We start from the raw sequence: 26,614 nt of genomic DNA, 5'->3' as shown, positions 1-26,614 counted from the left end.
AGTTATATTTTAGCATCATTTTTTATGTTTCACAAATATATTTTTCGTTTTTTTGGTATAAATTTTTCCCCCTCTTTCATTTTTTACATGAAATTAAAATAAACAATAGCGAATTTTCTGCCCAGAACGAATGGAAACTGAGCGGACTGTACATAAGATCGCTCGTTCTTCAGCAGCTGTGAGGTCATTCATCGATGCGGGGATGTAACGCTTCTCGAGGTCATTCCAACGTTTGACGCATATTTGCAGTTTCCCTTTTCCAAACAAAAACGTCATGACAATCATTAATTGATCATCTATCGTTTTAAAAAACAAAAACAAGTCGTCTTTTGTTGTACATGTAATCATGCGGTAACGAATCGGTTCAAGCGGCAACTTTTCAATCGGTGAAATAAACTGAAGTGAATCAGAAAAGTGAATGGGTTCAATTGTTCGCGACTCGTGAAAAGGAGGATACGGTTTCTCTTTAATGAGTACCTCACACATTTTCCCTCCTCTTTTTGTTTGATGAACAATGAAATTTGAAAAATAAATATTCACAATTCATCCTCTCCTTCAAGTTTTTCCAATGTATATTTTTACATTTTATGAATATTCAATCAACTTTTTTCGACAAAGATCCTGTCGATTTTTGTTCTATTTTAGAACATTTTGTTATTTTGTTCATAAAAAGAACAAAACATCCCCTATTCTTCTTCTATTGTAAAAAGAAAAAGGGAATTTGGTGGAAGATGATGCTACAACATATGAGCGAACAAATTAAACGTTTGCGTAAAGCGAACCATTGGACGCAAGAGCAACTGGCGCAACGGTTAAACGTATCTCGTTCAAAAGTGAGCAAATGGGAAAACGGTGAAGTGCTTCCTGATTTGAAATCGATCATTGACATGAGCGATTTGTTTCGTGTGAGCGTCGATTTTTTACTTGGCAAACATCCGACAGATGAACAACGATTGCAAGAAGTCAAACTCGCATACGGAACGAATGAGATGGATGAAGAACGACTTGCGCTTATTCGTTATATGAATGAACAGCGTGAGCTCGCAAAGCGGCTATATGCATTGCAGTCATTGCCTTCCCATAAGCGAAAACGAGTAGAAGAAGTAGTCATAAAAATCATTGATGAAATGATTGAAGCATTGAAATAAAAAAAGGGGCGTTTTTTGCCCTTTATTCAATGCCAATTAATTTTTTTAACCGATACACGTCAGCTTCTGTTTGCCATTGTTTTTGCGCATGCAATTCAAATTTATCGTGCAGCTTGTCCACTTTTGTTTCTAACTTTCCGATGCGCACATGCAGCTCTTTTATTTCTTCTCGTATTTCTTGTTTGAAACTTTCCATTTCTGCACGCATTTCTTGTTTGAAGCTCTCCATCTCTGCGCGCATCTCTTGTTTCAAACTTTCCATTTCTGTTCGCATTTCACGCACTTCATGCAGCAATTCTTTTACAGCTTGTAAAATTTGGCCCTCCACTTTTTATTCACCCCTTTCTGTTCGTTTCACCCTCTAGCATATCACTCCCCTCATAGACGGTCAATTGAAAAAAAGAGGCTAGCAAGGGGGCTAGCCAAACTGTGAGGGAGCAGATAGAGGATGCATTTTGGAAGGAAATGAGAGGAATCTTTCTATCACCTCCTCGATTCATATCATACGAGATGACAAAAAAGATGTAAAATTTCGATTTTTTAATTTTCAACCTGTTTTTTTCGTTTTTTGCCACTTTTTTCGGCTTTTTTCGCGAAAAAAGTGCTTGAAAATTCAATTTTCACTTTTTCTTTTCTTTTTTTGTTGTCTGTTGTTCATATGATATAATGGAAATAACTACTGTTGCGAGGTGGTTTTGTGAAAACATTTAAGCTCGTTTCCCTCACATTATTACATGAGCAAAAACAAAACATTCCGCTCATTGACGGTTTAATGATTAATAAAGAAGATGAAAATAAAAGGTGGCTTGTCGAAGCATATATGGATCAAACATATCGTGAGCTATTTACATCGTTAAAAGAAAGCGGAACGACGTTTGATGCACTCGTCACCATTTCGAGAACAACAAACGATCCCGCCCATATTCACGCCACCGTTCGTTCGGTGACGATGATGGGAGAGCGAATGAGCGTATTAATGGATGCGACGATTGTCAAACGATCCAATTTAGCTGAAGTCGTGTTAGAAGATTTAGTCCAACGCGGCTTGCACGGTGAAACGCTTCTGCAACAATTTAAACAACAAATGCATACAAAAAGAGGCTAGCGCTTTTGTTTTGCCACGACGACATATCGGTTCGGAGCATCCCCGATCCAGCGAAACGGGTAACATGTAATTAACGTCAACGTCGGATGCGCTTTTGGAACGAGCACCGTTTGATCGTCAGGACGAACGATGCGAATATGTTGCACGACATATGTCCACGTTTTGTCGTTCGTCCGTACGATCAGTTCATCACCTAATTGAATGTCACCGAGCTGACGAAATACCGTATCCCGATGCCCTGCCAAAATGGTATGATTCCCCTCTCCCGGAAGCGCGCTTCGCTCATCGTATGCGACGCCCTTGTCCAATTGTTTCATGCCTTCATAAATCGGCATATATATGTTTAGTTTCGGAATGAAAAGCGTTCCAATCGCACCTTCTTGTTGGACGGGCGGTTGCTCGCTTTGTTGCACCGCTTCATACGCCTGATGCCAACCGAGCGCATTGGCCCAAATGAAAGATGCCCCAAAAAGAAAAAAGGCAATGGCAATAACCCGCATCACAATCCTTTCCTCCATAGTACGAAACTTGCTAACAAGAAACCGAGGCCAATGATCATGTTCATTCCGTACGAAGAAGCTGTTTTTGGCATGCGCGCAACGAGCAAGCCGCTTTCTAAATCGAGCGCCATCTTTCCGATATGCGCCAGTTGCTCGCTTACATCAATCCATGCACTTTCATTCATTCGTTCGCGCGGAATGTACACATCCGCAACAAAATTTCCTTTTTTATCATACCATTCCATGACAACAGGGGCAGCGACCGTCTGAAACTGTTCAAACGAAATCGGTGTTCGTCCTCGTTCGTTTACTTCATATACTTTCGCTTGAAGCTGATAAAGTGAGAGCCATTCATTCCAGAAGTTGAGAACCGTTTCCCGCTCTTGTTTTGTTAGCGGCATAGACGGGTCGCGCAGCACGAGCGTTTGCATTTGTTCATCGAGACGTTCAAGCGCTTGTTTCGCAGACGGAGGGGTGCGTTCAAATAAACGGCGAATTTCTTCTTCTGTCAACCCAACCGTCGCTAACAGATCGGTCATCGCTTGCATCGTATCGTAACGGTCGCGGTAAAACGATAACGCATAATCTAAATGTTCAACAAACGTATAATGTTGTATTTGTTCACCGAACTGTCCGAGAAGTGCTTCCGCTTCTTCTTTCGTCATGTTATGCCGCAAAAGCAACGCATCGAGACGTTCAGGCGTGATTGGGGTGCCTAGCTGTTTTTTTAACGCATGAAGCGAAGAAAAATCGTAAATCGTCATATTCCATTTCGCTAAGTAACGCGTCAAATCTTCCATCGTCCATCCGATGTCTTGTACATACTGTTTTACTTCTTCTTCATATGTTGCTGCTTGCACAGGTGTGGCGAATAAAAAAAGAAATAACCATAGCACGCGCATCTTTTTTCCTCCCTTATATGTGCTATGGTTATTTTGTTCGATTATTCCATTTTTATACGATTAGAAATATACTTCATATAGTGCACGCACCGCTTTTTCTACTGCATCGGCTTTCACGCCAAACATCATGCTCACTTCCGATGAACCTTGGTTAATCATTTCGATGTTGACGTTGGCACGGGCAAAAGCAGCTGTTGCTTTTGCGGCAATACCGACGCTGCGCTCCATTCCTTCCCCGACGACCATAATGAGCGCTAAATCCCGTTCGATCGACACTTCATCGACACGCAATTCGTTTACAATGCGATCTAATACGCGTCGCTCGACGTCGCCAGCGAGTTGTTCTTCGCGTAAAATGACAGACATGTTATCAATGCCTGATGGCGTATGTTCATATGAAATGCCTTCGTCTTCTAAAATTTGCAACAAACGGCGTCCAAATCCGATTTCGCGGTTCATTAAATATTTGCTGACGTTAATGCTGCAAAATCCTTTATCGCTAGCGATGCCTGCGACAGGGCGGTCACGATGGTCTCTCGTTGCGACGATCATCGTTCCTGGCGCTTCCGGATTGTTTGTATTTTTCACACATACTGGAATGCCACGGCGATACACAGGTTCAAGCGCTTCATCGTGAAAGACGGAAAATCCAGCGTACGACAATTCGCGCATTTCACGATACGTCAACTCTTTTAGCTGGCATGGATGTTCCACAATCGACGGATTGACGCAATAAATGGAATCAACGTCTGTAAAGTTTTCATACAGCTCCGCTCCAACACCCGCCGCCACGATCGAACCTGTAATATCCGAACCGCCGCGCGGGAATGTGACGATATGACCTGAGCGAGAATAGCCGAAAAAGCCTGGAATAATTAAAATGCCGCTTCTTTCATTTAATTTCGCGAGTTGTTCGTATGACTCAGGCAGCACTTGAGCATTGCCTGGTTCGTCTGTGACGAAAATGCCCGCTTCTTTCGGACTGACGTAATGCGCCTCATATCCGAGCTGGCGGAGATAATGCGCCATCAGTTTTGCGTTGTTATCTTCCCCACTCGCTTTTAACGCATCGAGTAAACGTTCAGGCTGATGATGATACGTATCAATCAATTGTTGTAAATGGGCAGAAATGACATCTAAAATGTCGCGCGACAACTGTAAATCCGTTACAATTTCATCATAGCGCGCAACGACTTGGGCGAGCACCCCTTCGTATATGTCATTTTCTATTACTTTTTTAGCAAGTGTAATTAACAAATCTGTCATTTTTGTGTCGTCTTTAAACCGTTTCCCCGGCGCAGAGACGACGACAAATTTGCGCGCTTCATCTGATGTGACGATGTTTGCTACTTTTTGAAATTGCGCTGCATTTGCAACAGAACTTCCTCCGAATTTTGCGACTTTCATATGCAATAACCCTTTCTTTCTATATTTATTTCATAATCATAGCACATCTTTATTTGTTTTTGTCAGAAAAATTTTTCAATTTACGAATTCCGTCTTTACAAACGCCATACGATAGCCATGAACATCCTGCACAAAGCATGTCTAAATCGTCTGGTTCAACCATTTGTTTCGTCCGTTCGATGAGCTCAGATTTCATATATACAGCTCCTTCTTCAAGTTGCAAATGATGAATGACACGCCGATCCATCGCCAACACATGATCGTTCGACGCTTCATCTGCTTCACAGCGGTTTCCCCCGTGATGCGGGCATGCATCACATGCTTCATCGAGAGCAGCGATGACGCGAATCGGAAAATCGTATTCATCATTTCGTATGTCGGAAACGATTTCGCTCATTTTTTTGACGAACGACTCACTATAGCCCATTCCTTGAAACCCGTGTACACATAATAAATGATGTCCTCGTAACGTCCTCATCATTTCCCCCTTTTCTCTCTCGAAATATTATACACTACTTTTCATAGTTATTCACTATTCTTTGTTGTAAAATGAAAATCAACATCGCGGTTTTATGCATTTTTCCTTCCATCGTCCCTTTTTGTATATCAACAATTAATTCTTTTTTATTTTTTAAAATGACTTTCGTTTTCTTTTTCTCGTGTGGTTGTATCATCTTGATGTGAGATTGGGCGATCCATATGCATCGATCGCTGTCAGGAGAACATGTTGGAAAGAAGTACAGTCGAAGCGCTTCACAAACGGAGACGGGAGCCATTTGCCGAATGCCGAGAATATGTTTTGCGGCTTCTACTTTTCCTTCATACGTGCTTCCATAGTAACGGCAGCTTTGTTGCATAATTTGTTTCGGCGACTGGTCCACTTTGTACGTGTTATACAGCTCATAAACGATTGTGCCGAGCCGGCCGTATTCATCATATTGCGGCACGAGCGCAGCTGTTTCTTCCATAATAATATACTCTTCCATCCGTTCCATCCGAAATCCCCCTCACAAATATACGTTCGCCTTTATTATAATGAATTTTCATAATTTTAACAATAAAAAATCCCGGAGAAACGTCCGGGACTAAACGGTAAATTGCTTTCCTTTTTCGGCTAAATGTTGCGCCTTGTCGCTTAACGTTTGCACGTTTGCGGCAATTTCTTGAACGGCAGAAAGCAATTGTTCATGAGCAGCTGCCACTGTTTGTGTTTGCTGTTCTGCTTCTTGAGCGATCGTTTCTGTCTCTTTCATCGTCATCGCCAGTTCATCAAACGCGTTCGTCATGACGGCAATTTTTTGGGCGACATCGTCCATTTGTGTCATGACATGATTTGTCGTTTGTTGAATGCGGTTAAACGTTTCGTCCGCTTCGTGTGCGATCGCCATGCTTTTTTCGGACTGTTGTTGCACATGTTGCATCGCTTCCACCGATTGTGACGTATCTGTTTGCACTTCTTGCAATAGTTCGCGTATTTGCTTCGCTGATAAAGACGATTGTTCCGCAAGCTTTCTTACTTCGTCGGCGACAACGGCAAAGCCACGCCCATGCTCGCCTGCACGCGCTGCTTCAATCGCAGCATTTAACGCAAGTAAATTCGTTTGTTCAGCAATGTTCGTAATCATCGTCGCCATTTGAGCAATGTCAGCAGAGCGTTGATGCAACGCTTGAATCCATTCGCTCGATTGCGTAATAAAATGGCTCATCGTCTTCATTTGATCAATCATTTTATCCATGGCCGCTGTTCCTTTTTCGGCTTCGCGCGTCATCGCCCGTGCCGCTTCAGCCGCCTGTTGTGAACGAGATAAAATGTAGTTTGTATCGTCGACAAGCGTATGAACGGCTTCGACATTTTGTTGCGCCCATACCCGCTGCTTGCTCGATCCAACAGCGACTTCTTCCATCGTCGCACCGACTTGTTCCATCGCTTGTGCCGCTTCTTCAGTAATCGCGGTCAGCTCATGGGCGGATGCCGATACGTCATACGTCAATTGTTGGTTTGCACTAATCATCGAACGGAATGAAGCAACGAGCGATTGAAACGATTGGGCAATATGAGCAAATTCGTCGTTTGACGAGACGGACATTTGCACCGTTAAATCCCCACTTGCTGCTTGTTTGCTTGCCTGCTCAATCGCTGCAATTTGTTCACGCACCGCCATGTAAAAAGCGATAAACAAGTATATAACGACCGATACAGCGAACGCCCCTAAGCCGATCGTCAGCCATTTTTCAACGGTCACCGCCCGATACTCACCATCTAAATGCGTTTGAAACGCATGTAGTGAAAAGCGAGCCAACTTATATAGCTGTTCATGCGCATGATTCGTTTTTTCATATAATTCAACCGATGTTAACGAAATGCGATTCGTTTGCAAAAATTCGCGTTGAAATAAGCTGGAAATGCTTAATAAATCCGTTGAAATGATGTCGTTATATTGTTGTACTTTTTTGCGCATCTTTTCATCGTCAACGAAAAGAGGAGTCGTTGCACGGCTGATCGTTTGCATCGCCGTTTCTAATCCGTTTACCCAATACGTCATTTTTGAACGTTCGATTTCATACAATTCGCTTTTTAACGTCAACTCCGCCGCAAACGACTGCGCCCCTCCGATCGTTTCCGTAAGAAATGGCACATGCTCAACAAATAAACGGGCTAAATAATGATTGTTCATATCGTTATCAAGCGATACGTGCGAACGGCTAGCTACATGAAGCAACAATTGATGCAAATCGTAGACAAGGGCGTTATGACGCTTCACCGCCTCGCTTGCCGTGTACATTTTCCATTTGTCTTGCACATCTTGCATTTGCTGCAATAGCTGCTTCCATTTCTCGTCCTCAATAAAGTTCGCTTTTTGCTCTTTATGTACACTTTGTAATGTTTGTATTGATTTTTTCAACATCGCTTGCGCCTCTGCTACTTTGTCCTCTTTTCCATGTCCAAGAAGAACGGTCGTCGTATATTCGCGATGTTTTTGTATGCCGTACATCGCATCAATCATCGGCGCAATATATGCCACTCCTTGCTTTTCTTTTTCAAGTAGCGTTGCCTTATCAGTCAATAACCGAACGTACAAGACGCTAATTGAAAAAAGAGTAAACATAAAAATTGTCGCAAGCAACATAAATTTTTTACTAAAAGGCAAGCGATTCAATAGCTTTTTTCCTAACGTAAACATCGGCGCATCCACGCTCCTTACGAAAACAATCTGTACATATTGTTTTCTATTTTATCAGACGATTCATAAAAATTATATAACAAAAATAAAAAATAGGTCATTAGACCTATTTTTTCTTTCGGAACAAAGCGAGCGCCTCTCCTGCCGTTTGCTCGGCCGTTTGTTGAAGCGGTGCAACGGCGCGAATCATCGCTTCTTTTCGCTCTTCTCGTTTATTCATACATTGTTGAATATAAGAAAATAGTGCTTCGCCGTCCCAGCTATCATCTTCCACGTGAGCGAACACCGGTTGATTCGCTTGGTTTGCAAACGCATCAATTTTCGGATCGTACGATAAAGCGATAAACGGCGTATGACCGACCGCGGCAAAAATTAATGCGTGCAAGCGCATCCCAACAAGCAAGTGCGCGCTTGCAATCATCGCCATTTTTTCTTCAATGCTTGCGTCATAAGGAGCAACCACCGCATGCTCTTTCATCATTGCTAACACACGTCGCGACGTTTCATCATCGTGATGTCCGTGCATCGGGATAAATACAACATCAAAACCTGCTTGAACGGAACGGTCGAGCGCCGTTGCCAATTTTCTTTCGAAATAACGACCGCGCGCCCAATCGCGAACGGAAACAGCAATGACAGGACGTGTAAACGATTGTTGTTGCCACCAAACGGTTGGTGTTGTCGACGGCTTCAGCGCCATGACCGGATCAGGCACGACGGTGATCGGCTTTTTGATACCTAACGTTTTTAATAGTTGTGCCGACGGCTCATCGCGCACCGTTAGACGATCAACTTGATTGAGCGTCCATTTCATGAGCCATTGGTTTTGCTTTTTGTTGACAGGACCCATTCCTTGCGCATAAACTATGACTGGTTTACCTAACCATTTGGCGATTTGCATAATGGCTGTATAGTACGGAATGCTACGCCATCCTGTTTGATCTTGAAGCAAACTTCCCCCGCCGCTAATTAAGCCGTCACTATGGCGAAGGGCTTGAACGATGTCACCGATTCGCCAACGATTCACAGCCTGAACACCATACGTTTTTTCTGTAAAAGCCGGATCGTTAGAAAGCACAGTCACTTGCACGTTCGGATCATGCGCACGAAGCGCTTGAATGATCGCATATAAAATCGCTTCATCACCGACGTTATGAAAACCGTAATATCCAGATAACACTATGTTCATCGTATCACCTTTTTCCATGCCCACTCATATGCGTAAATCAGCACGATACCGACGATGAATCCAAGCCCAAGACTATATATCGTGCGAATAAACGAAATAAATAGTGGAATATGCAAATGTGTAAATGTATTGATCATCGATAGCCATCCGATCGTTCCGACGACAAGGAGAATCGCTCCTAGCTTCTTTTGCTTATTTATGACAAATAACGCAAGCAAGTACGCTGGAAAACCGAGCAAAAACTCTTTTGTGCGCGGACGTACGTATAACCACTCTTCAAGTTTTTGTCTAAACATAAGTTCAAACGTGCTTGCCGTTCCGGTATTACCAGAGCGTAAAACGTAATATGCCAGCAGAGCAAGAATGAACATGCTAAGCACGACGTGTCCAATCGTAATCGGTTGCTTCCATAGCTTTTTCAAAAACGCCAAAAGTGGCTGTTGGATGAGTGAAGGCAATACAAGTAACATCATCGCCGCTAGCGGTACGACGTAAACGAGTTTTACCCCGCGAAATCCTTCACCGACATAAGCCATATACTCATTTCCGTACAGCATCGTCACAATCCAGCTTATTCCGATAAATGAAATAGCTATCGCACGTCCGTATGCGATAAACGTTCCACGCCACCCTTCTCGGACAGAAGAAGGCTTCGCTGCATATATTGGAGTGACGATGGCGATAAGCAAAGCGAGTGCTTTCAATGCAAAATCAATGGCTAACACCGTACCGGCAATACCTAAAACGAACACTCCTCCTGCCGCAAGCCGTGCAATGATCGGTGACACGAGAGAGTGAACGGCGAGAAACACGAAAGCAGCTGCTCCGACAATAAATCCGATCGTCGCCATCTGTGAACGTTCAATCGGTGCGAACGGTTCACTTTTGCCGAGCATATAGTGATTTGGCATATGTTGAACAATTTGTTTCATCACCGCCACCGTTTTTTCCATATTTTCCTTCTCATCAGATGATGTGTACGGACGAACAAATAAGGCGCGAATATTTCGTTCTTTTACTGCGCGAACCGCCACATCTACTGCTTCATTTGGTTTACGTTGTTCTAAATTTAAACTATGCAAACGAACGACATGCACATTCATCGCTTTCGCTAATGTCGTCAATCCTTTCGCCTCATAAAACTCCGTTGACAACAACGCATATCCTGCTTCGTTCCATCTTTTTCCCCATTTTTCAACATCAGACGGATAACCGGCAACTTCTTCACCTGTCGGTAACAGTTTCGATATATGTTCGTTTTTTAACGTGTTGACTTGTTGAAGGACACGTACACTCGCTTCATTCATATCGCGCGCATCTGGAATACGAAGCACGACCATGAAACCACGTGTGATTAGGTCAGAAATTTTCGTTTCATCATATCCAAGTGGAACGCGCTCGATTTTTTTCGCATTCCCTTCAATCATATAGTACGTTTTTCCATTCACTTGAATTGCTTTAACGTCATCGGCAAATGTCGCTTGTAAAGATGTAACAGTCGGAAACGTATCGTCGAGTGGATAAACGACGATGCCACGCGCTGGCGTCACAACGTGTTCATTTGCTAATGCAAGCGCTTGTTTCCATTCCCCCATTCTGAATAACAACACACGCCCTGATTTTTCAAGTGAATCAAGCGTTTCTGCCTCAACGCTGACCGTTGTTAGCCCCGCTTCTTTTAGTTTCTTCCATACTTGTTGTTCGTCTTCTTGTAGCCACGCTTCCACTTCATCGTATGGCATGATCATTTCATACGTTCGATTGTTCCACTCTGTTTCATGCCTTTTTCCAATCGCTGGAGCAACAAGGAGAAGCGAAATGGCCATCATGAATAACAACCACTTTTTCACATCATTCATCCCTTCTTCGTTTGATTCAACCATTGGCGAAACTGTTGAAGCGTCACACCACCGAGCGCTAACACAACCCCAAGGTAAAATAAACCGCCTGCGACAGTCGCAGCTGTCACATAACCGAAAGAGGCAAGTCGTCCCCATGTTGGAGAAATGAAAAATAAACCGACTCCCATCATCACAGAAGCAGCAACATATACGACGACTTTTCGGCTCCAAAACGGAAGCGATATGCGCCGACGAATAGCAACATGATTCGCCCATGTAATAAACACATACGTAAATACGGTCGATATCCCTGCACCAATTAAGCCGTATATCGAAACAAATAAGATGTTTGTTCCCCATTTCACGATACAGCCGATTAAAATGATGACCGCCGCACGTTTTGACTCGCCAATCCCTTGCAAAATGCCTGTTCCAAGCAAAGCAAGCGACGTAAACACCGAACTTGCTAGCACGACTGCCATCGTGAGGCTTCCTTCATGATTTGTAAATAAAGCGATGTTTAAAGGAACGGTTAAGCCAGCTAAACCGGCTGCCATAGGCCACGATAAAAAATGGGATAGTTCAAACGATTTTTGAACTGTTTGCTGCGCTTGTGTCGTTTCCCCTTTGGCCATTTGTTTACTTAATAGAGGAATAAGCGGCAGCACAAGCGATGATGAAAACACCGTCGCAATTTGGACGAGCGCTGTCCCGCGGCTATACAATCCAAATAAATAGCTCGTTTCGCCCTCAGCTGCTCCGTACCAACGAAGAGCGATCGGAACAGAAAGCGAATCAACTAAATTTAAAAATGGCATCGCAAGTGCCCCAAGCGCAATCGGGATAGATAGCTTTAAAATCGTTTTGCTTGTCTGTACCCATTGCGTGCGCGAAAGTTTCACGCGCTTCGGGCGATGAGGAGAACGAGCATACAATACACGTAAATAGATGAGACTTGCTAGGGCACCAAGCGGCGAGCCGATCATAATCCCCCCCGCAACGATATCATCGCGATATGCAGCTTGGACCATATAAAAAGCAACAAGTAAAATGAACGCCACCCGGACAAACTGTTCGAGCACTTGTGAAGCAGCCGTCGGCTTCATATTTTCGAGACCTTGGAAAAACCCGCGATATACCGCCATATACGGTGAGATGAGAAGCGTCGTGGAAACGACAACGATCGCAAATCGCGCTTCTGGGCCACCAAGCGCCTTCGCAATCCAAGACGAACCGCCTGCAAGTAGTGAAAAACTAAGCACGCCGAAACTAAACGCCAATAAGCTTGCGGTTTGGACAAGTCGCGCCACCTCGTCTTCTTTTTGCCGAGCGCGCGCTTCTGAAATGAGCTTCGATACGGCAATCGGAATTCCAGCAACAGATAAAATTAACGCAACCATATAGAGTGGATAAACGAGACTAAAAATGCCAAGCACTTTATCTCCTGCAATATTTTGCAATGGAATGCGAAAAATGCTGCCAAGCACTTTTGAAATGATCGTCCCAACCGTTAAAATGATCGTCCCTTTAACAAATGACTGGCTCATTTTCCGACAACCTTTTGCTTTAAAATTGTCCACGCAAACCGCGGCAACGCTAACATTCGTTTCGCCCGCGTCGGCTGCTTCAATAAACGATATAGCCACTCTAAATGAAGACGAATCCATAGTTCAGGGGCGCGCTTGACCACCCCAGCAAGCACATCAAAACTTCCGCCAACTCCCATCCATACACCTCGTCCTACCGTTTCTATATGTTCCGCAATCCATTGCTCTTGTTTCCCCATTCCTAATGCAACGAAAACGAAGTCGGGCTCTGCTTGTTTCACTTCTTCGACAATCGTCTTGTCATTCCAATCAAAGTAGCCGTTGCGTACCCCGACTAAACGAACGTTTGGATAATGGTGACGAATATGTTGCGCAGCTGCTTGTACAACTTCCTCTTTTGCGCCAATCATATATACGCGATATGCGTATTCATTTGCAAGCTGCAAGCATCGACATAATAAATCGTAACCAGCGACACGCTCAGGCAAAGGTGTGCCGAGCAGCTCGGCCGCTTTGACAACTCCAATCCCATCGGCAACGACATAATCTGCTTGTTGAATCGTTGCCATATATGACGCTTCTTCTTTCGCTTTCATTACAATTTCAGGATTGGCCGTGACGATAAAGCACGGCTTTTGTTGTTTGACGCGCTCATGAACGACGGCAACCATGTCATCCATCGTTGCGCGCACAAACGGAACTCCAAGTATATGAATCGTTTGAAACGACATACAAAACGCTCCTTCAACTCAATTGTTCGACAACATTATTAATGATATCACATGACTATGCCATTGACTATTTCTTCTTCGACATAACATTGGTAAACTAATGGTATACATACACGCAAAAGAAAGGATTGTGTACACGATGGAACAATGGACAAATGACACAGTCAATCGGACAGTCATGGCACTTGTACAACAACTGACAAAAGACTGGACAAAAACGAAAGTACACTCGGAAATATTAGAAATTTTAATGAACATGCGTTTAGAAACGAAAAATGAAGAAGAATATGTGAATTTGCTGTTAACGAATGTCGCCTTTGCTACGGAATCGAGTTTTGCCCTGCAAAAAATATTTGAACTGATTTTATTAAATAAAAAATTTCCACCTGCAGAAGCTGTACAAGCTTGGCTAACGGATGCGCATAAAAAAATTCAAGAACAATTGCCAACATTGCGTGACGTGTATTGGAAACATTTTAACAACGCACAAGGCGAAGAAAATATAAAAAGAAAGCTAGAACTAAGCTATTGTCCGCTGTTACTAAGCAATCGCATCAAAACGGATTTCATTTTCGCCTTCATTCATGAACAAAATCAACCGATGATGAAAGACTTTTTTCACGCCGATCCGAAAGCCGTACTTGAAGCGCTTCATCATATCAGCGGCTTTTTCGCTAGCATGATTTTAGAAGGCATTGAGCTCATATAAAAAAGGGAGCCTGCGCGCTCCCTTTATTCTTCATCGCAATCTTCACATACTTCGAATATATCATCGTCCCAATCCTCATCATCCCACTCGTCCCAGTCTTCATCTCCCTCAACCGCTTCGGCTAGTTCGTCGATCTCTTCTTCCAAAATGAAATCTAAATCTTCAAGAGCGTGATACAAATCATCAATGCGCCTAGAAAGCGTGCTTGTGGATATGCCGTACATTTGTGCAAGTTGTTTTTGCGACATCCATTCTTCCTGAAAAATGGTTTCGATAAGAAGGTAATGCAACGCAGCCGCATACACTTCCGGTTTCCGAATGTTCGGGTTTTTCGCACGACAATATTGGCGCCATATGATACGTGCGGTATCAAGAACGCTTCGATCGCCAATGTTTGCTTTTTGTTCAAGTATTGTTAATACTTCTTGATGTTTCGGTGACAACTCGTTCGTATCAATCAGCGGAATCGTTAACGACTGTTGAAAAATATATGGATATTGCTCTATCCATTGTCTACGGTCTTTGTTGCATTGCTCCCAATGCTCTTGCACTACATGTTTTACAGCGTCCGATAACACAAGAGGCATCGGGAAAAATGTTGAAAAACAAGCAGTATATTGCCCATGTGGAACAAAAATGCCTGTTATCACTTGTCCAACTTCCAGATCGTAATCGATATGTTGATCTAAACATTTGATTTGCTTCGTTTCACCTGTGACAAGATCTATTCCGAATGCAAACGAACCGTCTATATGATCGATTTGCACAAATGACGGAAACGCTTCTTTCCAAGACGTCAAAATAGACAATACAGACGGACGGACGTGATGTTTACGAATCGTGCTTAAGTAGTAATCGAGAATGGTCATGCCGCGCATATCTTTTTTAAAAAACATCACCCACGTGCTAATAAAAAATCGGAAAATCATCAGAGCGTCTTCATCTCGTTCTTTTGGATGGATATATGCTTTTGTATGTTGATATAAAAATGACTCATGTTCAAAAGCAGCATAGCGAATGAAATCGTGCATATGCTGCTCTATTTCTTGATCGACAAGTTTATGAATGGAAATGACATTATTCCCGCAGCAATGTTTATACTTTTTCCCACTTCCGCACGGACATACCGCATTTCGCGCGACTTTATTCATCATTTTCACCTCAATCTGTTTTTCTTTCCTTATATTGTACCACGGATACATCCTTTGTTTCCTGCATGTAAATCGTGTAGAATAAAAAAATAAACAATTTATGCAAAAAGGAAGAGATACATGATTGGACAAATCGTTACATGGAAAGTAAAAGAACAAAAACCGTTCGGCTACATCGTCACAAACGGAAAAGAAACGGCGTTGCTTCACGAAAGCCAATGTGAAGGCGAACTGCAAATCGGAGAGGACGTTTGTATATTTTTATATCACGATCACGACGGACGCATGCGCGCGACGATGAAAAAACCGCTCATTACGACATCGTCATACGGTTGGGTGGAAGTGGTCGATGTTGTGCCACAATTAGGCGTTTTCGTTCATATCGGTATTGAAAAAGATATATTATTGTCGATCGATGACTTACCGTCGCTTCCGACGCTTTGGCCTGAAAAAGGAGATCAACTGTACTGTTCACTCCAAGTAGATAAACGTGGGCGACTGCTCGCCAAATTGGCTGATGAAGAGACGATGAAACAAATAAGCGTTCCAGCACCCACTTCTGCATTTAATACAAACGTGCGCGGGCGCATTTATCGTCTCATTAAAGCAGGCTCTTTCCTCATCACAGACGTTGGCTATCTCGGATTTATTCACGAATCGCAAAGAAGACGGGAACCGCGCCTTGGGGAACTAGTGGAAGGACGCGTCATCGCTGTAAAAGAAGACGGAACGATAAACGTCTCACTCCTTCCTCGTAAACAAGAAAGCTTACAAACGGATGCTGAAACGATTTATCGTTATTTGGAAAGTCGCGGTGGGGCGATGCCGTATGGCGACAAAAGCGATGCCGAAGATATACAAGCGCGCTTTCATATGAGTAAAGCTGCCTTTAAACGAGCGCTCGGACGATTAATGAAAGAAAATAAAGTGTACCAACAAGATGGTTGGACATATATCAAAGGGAGAGAAAATGAATGATTCGCTTTGCGACAATCGGAACAAACTGGATTACAGAGGCGTTTATTCGCGCCGCCAAACAAGTCCCTTCATTTCATTTACAAGCTGTATATTCTCGTCAAAAAGAAACGGCGGATGCTTTCGCCGAAAAAACAGGCGCTACGCAAACGTTCACTGATTTACACGAACTTGCCGCAAGCGACGATATTGATGCCGTATATATCGCAAGCCCAAACGCTTTTCATGCTGAACAAGCGATGATACTGATGAATCACGGCAAACATGTCATATGTGAAAAGCCGCTCGCTTCTAACGTCAAAGAAGTAGAAGCGATGATCGAAACAGCAAGAAAAAACGATGTCGTGCTAATGGAAGCGATGAAAACAACGTGCTTACCGAACTTTCAAGCGATTCAACATCATTTGCCGAAAATCGGGCGCATCCGTCGTTACGTCGCAAGTTATTGCCAATACTCTTCGCGCTACGATGCGTTTAAACAAGGAACGATCGCCAACGCCTTTCATCCTGCCTTTTCAAGTGGCGCATTAATGGATCTTGGCGTGTATTGTTTATACCCGCTCGTTGTGTTATTTGGTGAACCGAAGTCGATTCAAGCGCATAGCATTCGCTTATCGTCCGGCGTGGATGGTGAAGGAAGCATCATACTCGATTACGGTGATATGGATGCGGTTGTCATGTATTCTAAAATCGCAAACTCTTATACTCCTGCCGAAATTCAAGGGGAAGAAGGAACGATCGTCATTGACACGATCCATACGCCAACGCGCGTACATATTCATTACCGCAACGGACAAAGCGAAGAAATAAGCGTTCCGCAACCGCATGAGCCAATGTACTACGAGGCACTTGAATTTATGACGCTCATCGAACGAGGAGAAAAAGAATCAACAATCAATTCACACGCTCACTCGCTTGTGACGATGAAAATTATGGAAGAAGCAAGAAAACAAACAGGCATCGTCTTTCCTGCGGACGAACGTTTCGTTTAAAACGAAACGTTCTCTTTTTTTATGTAATGAGTATATTTTTATAAAAATGAGTTCATTATGTTATAATTAAACGTAATCATTTATAAAAGAGGTGATATGATGCGCATATACAATTACGAGCTATTGAAACATCTCCCATACTCCATGGAAACGATTCAACTACTTACAAAAATTGATGAATACAAAGGGAAACAAGACTTATACAAAAAGCAATCTCCTCAAATACTCGAAACGCTGAAAAATGTAGCAATCATTCAATCCACAAAATCATCAAATGCGATTGAAGGAATCATCATTACAGATAAACGACTTAAAAGCATTATGGCTGAACAAACGTTACCGATGGATCGATCGGAAGGGGAGATTGCCGGATACCGAAATGTGTTAAAACTGATCCACGCATCATACGACGCCATTCCGCTATCCCCTTCTATCATTAAACAACTGCATCGTAATTTATACGAGTATGTTCCTTCGCAAGGTGGAGAGTGGAAAAATCAAGATAACTATATAAGTGAAACGCTCCCGAATGGTGAAAAGTTTATCCGTTTTATTCCTGTACCAGCTTTCCAAACCGATGAACATATGCGCCTTCTTTGCATGACTTTTCAACATACAGTTCAAAAAAGTGACGTACATCCATTAATTGCAATTGCCACCTTCATTTTAGATTTCCTTTGCATTCATCCATTTCACGACGGCAATGGACGGATGTCACGTTTATTAACTCTTCTTTTACTATACAAATCCGGATATGAAGTCGGTCGTTATATTAGTATGGAGACACTCATTGAGGAAAGTAAAGAAACATATTACGACGTGCTAAAGCGCTCATCAATCCATTGGCATGAAGGGAAAAACGACATTTTCCCTTGGCTGCATTATTTCTTATCGATCATTGTTGCCGCATATAAAAAACTTGAAGAACGTGTTGGCTATATAGAGACAAGTCGCGGAAACAAACGAAAACGCATTCAAGATTTTATTGAAGGAAAAGTTGGGTATTTTACAAAGGAAGAGATTCGCCACGCTTGTCCTGATATTAGCGAAGCAACGATTAATCGCGTCTTAAATGAATTAAAGGAAGCGAAGAAAATTACACCAATCGGTAAAGGGAGAGGTGCGAAGTGGAAAAAAATGAACGAATAAGCGAGCGACTATGCTCGCTTATTCGCTTTCCAAACGATCCATAAAACAACCGTTGCCCCAATCATATCGATGATGACGTCAGAGAATAAGGCCGTTCGTTTCGGCTGAAACGATTGATGCCATTCGTCAAAGATGGCACAAAAAAGTGTGAATAACCATGCGAAACGATAAGACGCTGTTGCTCTCCATACAAGAAACGCAAACGTTCCAAACACTGTCATATGCGCACATTTGCGAACGATAAAATTCCACGAAAACACCCCATCGCTCACAGGACGGTTCGTTTCAATTCCAAAATAATTCAACCAATGGCGAATCCATTGCGCCGTTTGCTCTCCAGTAAATAGCGGAGACTCTGTAAAATAGTAAATAAGCCCACACCATATAAACACAAGTCCCCACCATATGAAGCGATTTGTTTGTGTCATTGTTCAAACCCTTTCTACATATCAACATCTACACACCATTTTACTATTTTCATCCCTTTTGTACGATTGATTTGCTTCATTTGTAAACAACAAACACACATGCTAAAATAAGGGCAAATTGATATGAAAAAGGGGCTTTCGTATGTTACAGACGATGTTATCGCAAGAAGTGATGACAAAAGCAGCTCAACGTCTCATGAAACTTTTACCCTACAACAAACATAGCGACGTCATTAAACGAGCATGGCAACTGTATCGCACAGGACATGTATATAACGTAACAGTTGAGGAGGATATATTAAAAGGGAAGGTGACAGACCGCGGTCAAACGTATGAACCTTCTTTTCAACTGAAACAAGCAGCCAGCTCGTCTTGTTCTTGCACAACAGTCGGGTTATGTCCGCACAATATTGCGTTATTTTTATATGCGTACAATCAAATTGATGTAGTCGGAAATTTCATTCGGCAATGGAAAGAGCCAAATACAAAACAAAAACTGACAGGAAGCACGGAAAAACAGGCGGTAAGCGAGGAAAAACAAAAGGTCACAAACACTCCATCAAATATAGAACATATGACGAAAACGAATATCGTTGATGCGTGGTGGCAATCGTTTGAAGAACGATATGATCGCATGTTTCTTTACGATCTCACAGAGGAAGAACATATGCGCAAGCTCGTTCAATCTTTTTTTCCGACATTCGAACGTCCAAAATCAAAAGCACCGTTTTTAGATCATTTTTATTATGTCCATGCCGCCTTATTTACATTTGTGAAACTTGTTCATATTCCACAACAGGAGTGGGGCTACTCCGCCATCATGCAAGAGCGACATGTCACTCAGTTTGTCCCAAAAGTACAACAAGCGATCAAAGATTTAGCGAAAAAAACGAGTACAGCGATGCACGAACAACTCATATATGCTTCGATTCCGTACGTTCGAAACATATTGTCGGGCGAATTAACGTACTTTAGACAAATATTAGATGTATACGAAACGATAGGGAATGATGTATTGACCGATCCGACATATCGCGAAGAAGAATGCAACTGGGCGATAAAACAATTAAATGAGAAAGGAAGCGTCGAACAACAAATCCCATTTATCGCTGCCGCTTCATATGTATCGTTTTTGCTTGAAAACGATCAGCAAGCTTTTGAACTCATTGAACCGTTTCCATACTTAGCGACGGAACAGATCGTCAATTTTATGCATATATCGTTTGCGAAAAAGCAAATGCATCGTGGGGCGGAGTGGTTTTATCGGCTTGAAAAAAATATGGAATCATACTTACATTCACTTCGTATGAACGATCGCGATTGGTTTGTTCGCACCGTATTATCTGCTTATCATCAATACAGCATCGCAACAAAAAGCGACGAAACAGAACGATATGAACAGCTTCTTCAAAAGCTTCTTCCGTATAGTTTTTATATGTACATCGACTACTTATTCGATGAACAAAAATGGAAAGAGCTCATCGAATTATATATGCTTGAAAAAGCAACCGTCGATATGATTCCAACATATCATTTAAAATCCGTTGAACAAGCGGATCGTTCGCTCGTTCTCACGCTTTATCATCAAACGATTATGTACTACATCGAACAAAAAAATCGGAGCGCATACGAACAAGCGATCAAACATGTACGAAAACTACGGGCTCATTACCGTGCCTTAAAACAAATGCCTCGCTGGGAAGCATATATTACAAAACTCGCTGAGCAAACAAAGCGATTGCGTGCCTTTCAAGATTTATTACGGAAAGGGAAATTCATATGATGCAACTGGAACTGCAAAGCCGTTGGCTTGATGAACAAAAACAATTTTTCATTTATAGCGACGATGCGCATCCAAGCAATTGGAGAGACTTCGTCTTTTGTTGGCACGAAGAAACGTTTTATGGCACATTTGCTCCAATCGAAACGATTGGAACACATATCGGCGTTCTCCTTTCCCCGTGGGAAGCGCTCACGTTTTTCGCTTATCCATCCACAAACGGGCTGATCGAAATCATATGGGATGAACAAAGTAAACAATTTCAAGCGTGGGCCAAACAAATCATTACACATATCGAACAAAAACAGTTTATGCCTGATTTTGAAGCATGGAAAAAAGGACAGTTCGGCTGGAAAGGAACAGAAGAAAACCATCCGTTCGTTGCCATGTGGCGCTCAGAAGCGATAAACGGCTGGATTCAATCTGACATCGAACTAAAAGAAACGTGGGAACAAATCGTAAAAACGTATCCGCTTCTGACAAGCGACGCTGCGCCATTGATGGACGAGCACGATTGGTTAACGGAAATCGGTTGGGATCAAAACCGTCCACCTTTTGTCGTTGCGATTCGTTTACGTGAACCAAACGAAGACGATGAAGCGTGGCCGCTCGACACCGTCTTCATCGATACGAAAACAGACAAAATAACCGTTTATGACGGAACGATGCCGCGCGCTTGGCAAGCGTACGCTAGTCACGTCGAACGGGCACAACAACGGTGGCAAACGATCGTTCCGTGGCTGAGCAAAAACGGGGAGTTGCGCAACGAACTAAACGAAGAAGAAGCGTGGCGCTTTTTAGTCGAAGCCACCATTGAACTCGCCGAAGCAGGCGTCCGCGTCATTGTGCCGTCATGGTGGGAAGTTGTCAAACAAACAAAGCTTCGGGTAAAAGCTCGCGTGAAATCATCCTCGACATCGATATTTGGATTAAATGCGCTCCTCGATTTCGATTGGCGCATCGCCACAAACGATGTCGAATTGACAGAACAGCAATTTGCAGAGCTCGTGGCTCAAAAACGTCGCCTTGTGCGCATTCGCGATCAATGGGTACAGCTCGACCCTGCGCTTATTCAACGCGTTCAAACGCTAATGAAACAAGCAAAAAAAGAAGGGCTATCCATTCGCGACGTACTCGCGCAAACACTTGCCAACCAACAAATAAAACAAGAGGACGATGAAGATCCAATTGACATTGAACTGAACCTTTCGTTTACATCGCTTATTCAAAAATTAAAACATATCGACCATATCCCGACCGTCCCCGTGCCAAAAACGTTTCACGGCACGTTGCGCCCATATCAACAACGCGGGGTCGATTGGCTCGTCTTTTTGCGCCAGTTCGGCTTTGGCGGCTGTTTAGCTGATGATATGGGGCTTGGGAAAACGATACAAATGCTCGCCTATTTTGCATATGTGAAAGAAAATGAGAAACGACATGCGCCTGCCTTGCTCATTTGTCCGACGAGCGTCATCGGCAACTGGCAAAAAGAATGTAAGCAATTCGTTCCGTCTTTAAACGTTTACGTCCATCACGGGTCAAATCGCGAACACGGCGATGCGTTTGCCGAAAAAGTAAAAAGCTACGACCTCGTCATTACATCATATAGCTTGGCGCATTTAGATTTTGATGACTTAGCCGTCATCGACTGGGACGTCATTTGTTTAGATGAAGCACAAAACATAAAAAACGCCCAAACGAAGCAAGCGCGCGCCATTCGCAAGCTGAAAGGGCGCCATAAAATCGCGCTTACCGGGACACCGATTGAAAACCGGTTAAACGAGCTTTGGAGCATTTTCCACTTTTTAAATCCGGGCTACTTAGGCTCACAAACAGAATTTCAACGCCGTTTTGCGACGCCGATTGAAAAAAATGGCGATCAGCAAGCAACAGAAAAACTACAAAACTTGATTCGCCCGTTTTTACTGCGCCGAACAAAAACAGACGAACGCATTGCGCTTGATTTGCCAGATAAACTAGAACAAAAAGAATATTGTCCGCTAACCGTCGAGCAAGCTTCATTATATGAACAAATTGTGCAACAGTCGCTCGAAAAACTCGAACAAGTGGACGGCTTTGCGCGGCGCGGGATTATTTTACAAATGTTAAACAATTTAAAACAACTATGCGATCACCCTGCGCTTTATTTAAAAGAAGAGCATCCAAAACAAGTCGTTGAACGGTCACATAAACTAGAAAAATTGCTTGAACTTGTCGAACAAATTCGCGAAAACGGAGAAAGCTGTTTAATTTTCACCCAATATATTCAAATGGGTGAAATGATCCAACAGGTGTTATCGACACATTTGAAACAAACGGTCGTCTTTTTAAACGGAAGCACACCGAAACAGACGCGCGACAAAATGATTGAGCAGTTTCAAAATGGACAGTTTCATATATTCATTTTATCGCTCAAAGCAGGCGGCACAGGGCTAAACTTAACGGCCGCAAATCACGTCATCCATTTCGACCGTTGGTGGAACCCAGCCGTTGAAAATCAAGCGACAGACCGCGCCTATCGGATCGGGCAAACGAAATTCGTCCACGTGCATAAATTCATTACAACCGGAACAGTCGAAGAAAAAATTGACGAAATGATTGAAATGAAACAAGCACTCAACGAACAGCTCATCCAAAGCGACACGTGGATTACCGAACTGTCCAACGAACAACTGCGCGAACTATTTACGCTTTCATGAGGTGAAACATGGCAAAGAAAAAAGAAAGTTGGGAAAAGCTCATTGAACAAATGTTAAAAAAACTAGCAGAGCGAAAAAAATAAACAGCCGGCACGATCGGCTGTTTATTTTTGAATGTAAAACTTTCTCGGTAACGTAAAACTATATACAATCGGAATAATAAATAAAGTTAAAAAGGTGCTGCTTATTAGTCCGCCAATGACCGTAATCGCCATCGGTTGATTCAGTTCCGCTCCGTCACCGATGCCAAAAGCAAGCGGCAACAACCCTAAAATCGTCGTTAACGCCGTCATTAAAATCGGACGAAGACGAAGTTTTACCGCTGTAACAATAATATCTCGCTCTCCGCGCGCACGCATCTGGTTCATATAGTCAACAAGCACGATCGCGTTGTTCACGACAATCCCCGCAAGGACAATGCCACCGATAATGACCATGACGCTCATCGGCGTATGGGTTAGCCATAATCCAGCTGTAATGCCGATGATCATAAGCGGAATAGTAAACATAATAATAAACGGATGTTTAAACGATTCAAACTGCGCTGCCATCACAAGATAGACGAACGTCACCGCCAATGCAAACGCTAACGCTAAATCGTCAATCGACGATTCTAATAGCTCCCGATCGCCACCGAAGACGATTTCTGTTTCAGACGGAAGATCGAGCTTGGCAATTTCTCGATCGACAAGCGCAGATATGTCACTCAGCGTCACCGAACTTTTATATTTCACCGTAAACTGCACCGCGCTCTGTTCATTTACGCGCTGAATTTGGACGCGGCTTTTTCCAACGGTGACAGAGGCGATATCGCCAAGTTTCACAAACGAACCGTCCGGCTTTTTCACAAGCAACTGCTTTAAGTCAGATACAGAATTTTTCACGTTTTCATCGTATTCGACCGTCACATCATATACGTTCGCAGAGGCGTCAATGATGCGCGTCGCTGTCATTCCGCGCGTCATTTGTTGGGCAACGACCGCCACTTGCGCTGGCGTCAGCCCATGTTGTAACGCTTTATCGCGATCGATCTGTACTTGAATTTCATCGACTGTTTCCGATAAATCTGTCGATACTTCTTTCACTTCTTTTAACGCTTTTACTCGTTTTTCAATTTGGCTGACGACTTGCTTTAAGCGCTGTTCGTCCGTATCTTTCACACTAAATGTTAACGTATTTGGCGCACTTCCTGTCGACGCTTGCAAGTTAAACGATACTTCCGCTGTTTGATTCACGTTTTTTACCGCTTTTTGCACAGGCGACTTTAATTTATCAACGATGACAAACACAGACCGTTTCCGCTCATCTTTCGGTTTCATTTTCACATATATTTCCGCGACGTTGCTTTGTGTCGTTCCGCGAAACGACTGTTCTTGCGTTGAACCGATGAGACTCACATACGTTTCAATCCCATCGACTTTCTTTAACTCATGTTCAATAGCCGCAACGACGCGCTCTGTCGCTTCTAAAGCATACCCGTCACCTGTTTGCACGCGAATCGAGAAAAATCCTTCATCTGTATTGGGCAAAAACTGCATCCCTACTTTCGTTAACCCGACAACCCCGACGCCAAGCAAGCCAAGTGCGAACAATAACACGATCAAACGATGACGCAACGCCCAACGCACACTTTTTTCTAGCGCGCGCATCGATGCGGAAGATAATCGCGCTTCTTCCCGATAACGTCTGCGCGGACGTAACCAACGGCTCGCAAGCATCGGCACAACCGTTAACGCGACAAACAACGAAGCAAGTAAACTAAACGCAATCGTTAATGCAAATTCGGTAAACAAATCTCCAATTAATCCGGTAATAAACAATACAGGAATAAATACCGCCACGCTCGTCAACGTCGATGCGACAATGGCGCTTCCGACTTCGCTCACCCCATCTTTTGCGGCTTCTTTCGGCTCTTTCCCCATCGCTAAATGGCGCGAAATATTTTCAATGACGACGATCGAGTTGTCGACAAGCATACCGATTCCGAGCGCTAATCCGCCAAGCGTCATAATGTTTAACGTAAAGTCGGAAAAATACATTAAAACGAACGTCACAATGACCGAATACGGAATAGCGATGCCGATAATGATCGGACTTTTCATATTGCGTAAAAATAAAAACAATACAGCCATCGCAAATGCGCCACCTAAAATGAGCGACTGGGCAATATTGCGAATCGTCCGTTCAATAAACTCCCCTTGGTCAAATAATATATCGACATGTACGTTTTTAAACTGTTCTTTTTTCAACAGCTTATTTAGTTGCTTTTGAAACGATTGTGACACTTCCGCCGTATTCGCATCCGCCTTTTGCAGCACGCTCATCAGCACAGATGGCCGTTCATTCGTGCGAGTAATCGTTTGTTGTTGTGGGGAAATAAGCTCGACTTTCGCCACGTCTTGTAGACGAATGCGTTCATTCGTCAACGGATTGATCGCAATAACAAGCTTTTTTAAATCATCAACCGATTGCACCGTACTTAAAATGCGCGTCGACAATTGCCGCTCATCAATGACAACCGTTTCACCCGGCAGCGACACGTTATTGGCTGAAATCAAGTTAGCGATATCTTGTTGAGAAAGGCGATATGTACGAAGCTTATTCGGATCAACGAGCACGCGCACCCGTTTCGTTAACGTGCCCGATACGTTCACGCTCGCCACACCTTCCGTTTTGGCAAGCTCCGCTTTTAACTGTTGCGCTAATGCGTTCAACTCACCCGTTCCGTCTTTGCTCGTTAACGTCATTTGAATGACCGGAAACTGCGACGGGTCAAACTTTAAAAATCGCGGCTTTTGCACATCATCGGGAAGCGGGGCTTGATCGATGCGCTGCATCACATCATTTTGCATCTCATCAATAACTGTCGCCCATGAAAACTGCAATAAAATGAGCGCTGAGCCTTCTTGAGATGTTGACGTCATCGACTTTAACCCCGGTAACGTCGCTAAACTGCTTTCTAACGGCTTCGTCACTTTTTCAAGCACTTCCGTTGGCCCTGCCCCCGAATACGTTGCCACCACAACCCCAACAGGCGGCTGAATATCTGGGATTAACTTCATCGGAATATTTAACAACGATACCGCCCCTAAAAGAATGACGATAATCATCGACACAAACGTCAGCACAGGGCGCCGAATCGAAAAATGGCTAATGCCCATCATATCCCCCCCCATATT

Annotated in this window: 23 protein-coding genes; 8 read left to right on the top strand and 15 right to left on the bottom strand. The window is 43.3% G+C overall.

Translation table 11 applies throughout. The features are described 5' to 3' along the window. Nucleotides 1-93: 93 nt before the first annotated feature. The gene (locus K1I43_RS08315; RefSeq protein ID WP_035067530.1) at nt 94-543 is read right to left on the bottom strand and encodes a hypothetical protein; all 450 of its coding nucleotides are present in this window, start codon (nt 541-543) and stop codon (nt 94-96) included. A 188-nt stretch (nt 544-731) separates the two neighbouring features. Here K1I43_RS08315 and K1I43_RS08310 point away from each other — a divergent pair, with 188 nt between their 5' ends. After that, on the top strand, nt 732-1,148 hold the full coding sequence (locus K1I43_RS08310; protein ID WP_238148389.1) for a helix-turn-helix domain-containing protein: 417 nt from the start codon (nt 732-734) through the stop codon (nt 1,146-1,148). Nucleotides 1,149-1,170: 22 nt separating this feature from the next. Here K1I43_RS08310 and K1I43_RS08305 read toward each other — a convergent pair whose 3' ends face one another. Beyond that, nucleotides 1,171-1,476 (bottom strand): coiled-coil domain-containing protein, encoded by a 306-nt coding sequence (locus K1I43_RS08305; RefSeq protein ID WP_035067528.1) that lies wholly within the window; start codon nt 1,474-1,476, stop codon nt 1,171-1,173. 369 nt (nt 1,477-1,845) lie between these two features. Here K1I43_RS08305 and K1I43_RS08300 point away from each other — a divergent pair, with 369 nt between their 5' ends. Further along, the gene (locus K1I43_RS08300) at nt 1,846-2,253 is read left to right on the top strand and encodes a YwpF-like family protein (RefSeq protein WP_009361871.1); all 408 of its coding nucleotides are present in this window, start codon (nt 1,846-1,848) and stop codon (nt 2,251-2,253) included. Here the strand turns inward: K1I43_RS08300 and K1I43_RS08295 are convergent. The 10 genes from K1I43_RS08295 to K1I43_RS08250 all read right to left on the bottom strand — a co-directional run bounded on the left by K1I43_RS08295 (nt 2,250) and on the right by K1I43_RS08250 (nt 13,552). Next, nucleotides 2,250-2,753, bottom strand: coding sequence for a class D sortase (locus tag K1I43_RS08295; RefSeq protein ID WP_019418162.1), 504 nt, complete (start codon nt 2,751-2,753; stop codon nt 2,250-2,252). The genes K1I43_RS08300 and K1I43_RS08295 overlap by 4 nt on opposite strands. After that, nucleotides 2,753-3,655 (bottom strand): processed acidic surface protein, encoded by a 903-nt coding sequence (locus K1I43_RS08290; RefSeq protein ID WP_019418163.1) that lies wholly within the window; start codon nt 3,653-3,655, stop codon nt 2,753-2,755. The genes K1I43_RS08295 and K1I43_RS08290 overlap by 1 nt, the downstream gene beginning before the upstream one ends. A gap of 60 nt (nt 3,656-3,715) precedes the next feature. Further along, nucleotides 3,716-5,062 (bottom strand): aspartate kinase, encoded by a 1,347-nt coding sequence (locus K1I43_RS08285; protein ID WP_009361874.1) that lies wholly within the window; start codon nt 5,060-5,062, stop codon nt 3,716-3,718. 49 nt (nt 5,063-5,111) lie between these two features. After that, nucleotides 5,112-5,540: a DUF1284 domain-containing protein gene (locus K1I43_RS08280; protein WP_026011771.1), complete on the bottom strand. Its 429-nt coding sequence runs from the start codon at nt 5,538-5,540 to the stop codon at nt 5,112-5,114. A 34-nt stretch (nt 5,541-5,574) separates the two neighbouring features. Further along, a complete protein-coding gene (locus K1I43_RS08275; protein ID WP_009361876.1) occupies nt 5,575-6,057 on the bottom strand; it encodes a competence protein ComK in 483 nt (160 codons plus the stop codon). 90 nt (nt 6,058-6,147) lie between these two features. Next, the gene (locus tag K1I43_RS08270) at nt 6,148-8,256 is read right to left on the bottom strand and encodes a methyl-accepting chemotaxis protein (RefSeq protein ID WP_136260160.1); all 2,109 of its coding nucleotides are present in this window, start codon (nt 8,254-8,256) and stop codon (nt 6,148-6,150) included. A gap of 94 nt (nt 8,257-8,350) precedes the next feature. Then, nucleotides 8,351-9,433, bottom strand: a complete 1,083-nt coding sequence (gene csaB, locus K1I43_RS08265) for a polysaccharide pyruvyl transferase CsaB (RefSeq protein ID WP_240688405.1) — start codon at nt 9,431-9,433, stop codon at nt 8,351-8,353. Next, nucleotides 9,430-11,292 carry a DUF5693 family protein gene (locus tag K1I43_RS08260; protein ID WP_240688409.1) on the bottom strand — a complete coding sequence of 621 codons (1,863 nt, stop codon included), beginning with the start codon at nt 11,290-11,292 and terminating at the stop codon, nt 9,430-9,432. Before K1I43_RS08260 ends, csaB begins: the two co-directional genes overlap by 4 nt. Next, complete coding sequence (locus K1I43_RS08255) at nt 11,289-12,821, bottom strand: putative polysaccharide biosynthesis protein (RefSeq protein WP_136260157.1); 1,533 nt, start codon at nt 12,819-12,821, stop codon at nt 11,289-11,291. Before K1I43_RS08255 ends, K1I43_RS08260 begins: the two co-directional genes overlap by 4 nt. Then, nucleotides 12,818-13,552: a WecB/TagA/CpsF family glycosyltransferase gene (locus K1I43_RS08250; protein ID WP_019418168.1), complete on the bottom strand. Its 735-nt coding sequence runs from the start codon at nt 13,550-13,552 to the stop codon at nt 12,818-12,820. The genes K1I43_RS08255 and K1I43_RS08250 overlap by 4 nt, the downstream gene beginning before the upstream one ends. A gap of 139 nt (nt 13,553-13,691) precedes the next feature. On the opposite strand from K1I43_RS08250, the gene K1I43_RS08245 reads away from it, so the two are divergent. After that, a complete protein-coding gene (locus tag K1I43_RS08245; protein WP_019418169.1) occupies nt 13,692-14,261 on the top strand; it encodes a hypothetical protein in 570 nt (189 codons plus the stop codon). A 23-nt stretch (nt 14,262-14,284) separates the two neighbouring features. Here K1I43_RS08245 and K1I43_RS08240 read toward each other — a convergent pair whose 3' ends face one another. Beyond that, entirely contained in the window at nt 14,285-15,415 is a 1,131-nt protein-coding gene (locus tag K1I43_RS08240) for an SEC-C metal-binding domain-containing protein (RefSeq protein WP_304511229.1), read from the bottom strand. A 117-nt stretch (nt 15,416-15,532) separates the two neighbouring features. Here K1I43_RS08240 and K1I43_RS08235 point away from each other — a divergent pair, with 117 nt between their 5' ends. From K1I43_RS08235 to K1I43_RS08225, 3 genes are all read left to right on the top strand, one after another. After that, complete coding sequence (locus tag K1I43_RS08235; protein WP_136260155.1) at nt 15,533-16,390, top strand: CvfB family protein; 858 nt, start codon at nt 15,533-15,535, stop codon at nt 16,388-16,390. Beyond that, the gene (locus tag K1I43_RS08230) at nt 16,387-17,379 is read left to right on the top strand and encodes a Gfo/Idh/MocA family protein (protein ID WP_136260154.1); all 993 of its coding nucleotides are present in this window, start codon (nt 16,387-16,389) and stop codon (nt 17,377-17,379) included. The genes K1I43_RS08235 and K1I43_RS08230 overlap by 4 nt, the downstream gene beginning before the upstream one ends. 96 nt (nt 17,380-17,475) lie before the next feature. Beyond that, complete coding sequence (locus K1I43_RS08225; RefSeq protein ID WP_136260153.1) at nt 17,476-18,528, top strand: Fic family protein; 1,053 nt, start codon at nt 17,476-17,478, stop codon at nt 18,526-18,528. 8 nt (nt 18,529-18,536) lie between these two features. Here the strand turns inward: K1I43_RS08225 and K1I43_RS08220 are convergent, their stop codons facing one another. Then, entirely contained in the window at nt 18,537-18,956 is a 420-nt protein-coding gene (locus K1I43_RS08220) for a VanZ family protein (protein WP_220382641.1), read from the bottom strand. Nucleotides 18,957-19,098: 142 nt separating this feature from the next. On the opposite strand from K1I43_RS08220, the gene K1I43_RS08215 reads away from it, so the two are divergent. Together K1I43_RS08215 and K1I43_RS08210 are read left to right on the top strand one after the other, a co-directional pair. Then, the gene (locus K1I43_RS08215; RefSeq protein ID WP_220382640.1) at nt 19,099-20,739 is read left to right on the top strand and encodes a hypothetical protein; all 1,641 of its coding nucleotides are present in this window, start codon (nt 19,099-19,101) and stop codon (nt 20,737-20,739) included. Beyond that, nucleotides 20,739-23,435, top strand: coding sequence for a DEAD/DEAH box helicase (locus K1I43_RS08210; RefSeq protein WP_193551715.1), 2,697 nt, complete (start codon nt 20,739-20,741; stop codon nt 23,433-23,435). The genes K1I43_RS08215 and K1I43_RS08210 overlap by 1 nt, the downstream gene beginning before the upstream one ends. Before the next feature lie 104 nt (nt 23,436-23,539). On the opposite strand, the gene K1I43_RS08205 is transcribed toward K1I43_RS08210, so the two are convergent. Continuing rightward, entirely contained in the window at nt 23,540-26,596 is a 3,057-nt protein-coding gene (locus tag K1I43_RS08205; protein WP_136260152.1) for an efflux RND transporter permease subunit, read from the bottom strand. Nucleotides 26,597-26,614: the final 18 nt, after the last annotated feature.

This window comes from Anoxybacillus sp. ST70 (genome assembly GCF_019553625.1).
Taxonomy (GTDB): Bacteria; Bacillota; Bacilli; order Bacillales; family Anoxybacillaceae; genus Anoxybacillus; species Anoxybacillus gonensis.
Note: the sequence above shows the minus strand (reverse complement) of the source record. Positions and strands in the feature narration are given on the sequence as shown.